This is a genomic window from Streptomyces sp. ActVer (assembly GCF_027270795.1).
GTDB classification, from domain to species: Bacteria; Actinomycetota; Actinomycetes; order Streptomycetales; family Streptomycetaceae; genus Streptomyces; species Streptomyces umbrinus_A.
In genome coordinates, this window is the sequence record NZ_JAPWHT010000813.1 from 1 (window position 1) to 2,061 (window position 2,061).

Annotated in this window: 3 protein-coding genes and 1 pseudogene; 2 read left to right on the forward strand and 2 right to left on the reverse strand. The window is 69.8% G+C overall.

Features of this window, described 5'->3' with window-relative positions; genetic code table 11:
- Positions 1–335: hypothetical protein (locus O3Q52_RS52345; RefSeq protein WP_269655433.1), on the reverse strand; the 335-nt coding region annotated here is incomplete at its 3' end.
- A gap of 125 nt (positions 336–460) precedes the next feature.
- Positions 461–1,369: a 4-hydroxy-tetrahydrodipicolinate synthase gene (gene dapA, locus O3Q52_RS52350; protein WP_269655434.1), complete on the reverse strand. Its 909-nt coding sequence runs from the start codon at positions 1,367–1,369 to the stop codon at positions 461–463.
- A gap of 173 nt (positions 1,370–1,542) precedes the next feature.
- Between dapA and O3Q52_RS52355 the strand changes: the two genes are divergently transcribed.
- Positions 1,543–1,674: a hypothetical protein gene (locus tag O3Q52_RS52355; RefSeq protein WP_269655435.1), complete on the forward strand. Its 132-nt coding sequence runs from the start codon at positions 1,543–1,545 to the stop codon at positions 1,672–1,674.
- Positions 1,671–2,061, forward strand: a pseudogene (locus O3Q52_RS52360) (hypothetical protein); the annotation flags it as partial. The gene O3Q52_RS52355 and the pseudogene O3Q52_RS52360, both read left to right, overlap by 4 nt.

Sequence of the window (2,061 nt, forward strand, 5' to 3'; positions counted from 1 at the left end):
GGTGGGGGGACTTCGCCTTCGGCAATGACGCCAAGCTGGTGTACTCGGGGCTCGCCATGGAACCCCACGTGCAGTACTACGACTTCGAGGGCAAGGAGGTCGCCACGCCCGCGAACGAGAAGTACCTGCACTGGTCCGTCGACGCACGGCTGTCCCCGGACGGCAAGCTCGCCGCCGGCGACTTCGCGAGGGGCACCAAGACCACCGCCTCCGAGATCAACGACCCCTACACCGGCAAGCGGCTCTACAAGACCCCCGGACAGCAACTGCTCGCGTGGGCCGACAACAAGCGGCTCATCGCCTTCGACATCGCACCCGGTACGAACGAGTTCCACAACCGGCTCGTGCTCGTCACGATCGGCAGCGACAAGACCGTCCCGCTGAGCGGTTTCCGCAAGGGGAACGACGGCGCGCCCGGGCGTTGGACGCCGGTCTTCGCCGAGCGCCGAGCAAGCTCCGCTCACACGCCGGCCGAGGCGGCCACCAACCGCTCGTACGCCGTCCGCAGCCCGTCGGCCGCATCCCGGCCGGCGGGCCGCAGCGGTGCCCGGACCGGGCCGGAGGGCAGGCCGAGAGTGTCCAGCAGGGCCTTCGCCGTCACCGAGCCGGGCAGGCCGGAGGCCATCATCAACTCCGTGAGCGGGATGGTGAGTTGCTGCAGGCGGACAGCCTCGTCCGGGTCGCCCCCGTCGAACGCGTCCAGGATCGAACGGAACTGAGCCGGGGTCACATTCGCCACCGTGCTGATGTATCCGGCACCGCCGATCGCGTACATCGCGAGCACGTACTCGTCGCAGCCCGTGTAGTACGCCAACTCCGTGGCGGCCAGCACCTTCTGGGTGCCGAGCAGGTCGTACGCGCAGTCCTTCACCGCCACGATCCGCGGATGCTCGGCGAGCCGCAGCATCGTCTCCGGCTCGATGCGCGTCCCCGTGCGGCCCGGGATGTCGTACAGCGCGAGCGGCAGTCCGGAGGCGTCCGCGATCGCGCGGAAGTGCGCCTCGACGGCGTCCTGCGGGGGCCTGCTGTAGTACGGCGTGACTACCAACAGGCCGTCCGCGCCCGCCTTTTCGGCCTCCAGGGCGAGTTCGGCGGTGTGGCGGGTGTCGGCTGTCCCGATGCCCGCGACGATCGCGGCGCGGTCCCCGACCGCGTCCGCCACCGCCCGCACGAGCGCCGACTTCTCGGCGTCCGTCGTGGTCGGCGACTCCCCGGTGGTTCCGGACAGCACCAGCCCGTCGCAGCCCCCGGAGACCAGCCGGTCGGCCAGCCGCTGCGCACCGTCCAGGTCCAGCAGCCCCTCGTCGGTGAACGGGGTGATCATCGCGCAGAGGGCACGGCCGAAGGGTGGGGTGCGTCGTGAGGTCATGGAGGTAGTCTCGGCACACAAATCCTGAAGCTCCACTTAATTTTTCTACGGGATATGGGTAAGCGATTCTTAGCAGTCGCGGCATTCGGCGTGGCGGGGGCGCTCTAGGAACTCGCCCCCGTTTCGGTCACCATGGCGGGGACGGTAGAAGGTCGTCTGTCACGGGAGGCGTCATGAAGCTGGGCAAAGCACTGGCCACCGGAGTCGCGGAGGAGCAGCCGCGTCCGGAGGAGGAAGAGCTCCGACTCCCTGAGGAGATCGAGGAGTTGGAGTCCGCGGTCGAAGAGGTTCCGGTCGCGCGATGAGGATGCGGCTCCCCGAGGAACGTCCGGCGGAGCCGCCGACCGGATTCAAGATCGCCCACCCGATGCTGTCCCAGGACGGCACCCGGGCCGGGTTCACCGGTGTGTCGCTGGGTGGCGCGCTGCCGTACGGAGTGCTGGACGAGGCGCACTGTGTCTACGGTCTGCGGCACCGGGCACCGCACCGCCGCTGCGACTGCGGCTTCCACTGCGTGCACGAGCGCACGGCGGCCGAGGCCATGCTGTGCACCGCCGAGCACCGCAGCGCCGTACTCCTCGACGTGACGGCCCTCGGCGCCTACATCCGCTTCGAGGGTCGCGTTGCGCACGAGGACCTGCAGGAGGGAGAACTCGGTCCGGGTCAGGCGCAGCGGCCGCCCGCCCCGCCAC

Coding starts and splice junctions, on each gene's coding strand:
- dapA (WP_269655434.1), bottom strand. CDS start 1,369: ATGACCTCACGACGCACCCCACCCTTCGGCCGTGCCCTCTGCGCGATG.
- O3Q52_RS52355 (WP_269655435.1), top strand. CDS start 1,543: ATGAAGCTGGGCAAAGCACTGGCCACCGGAGTCGCGGAGGAGCAGCCG.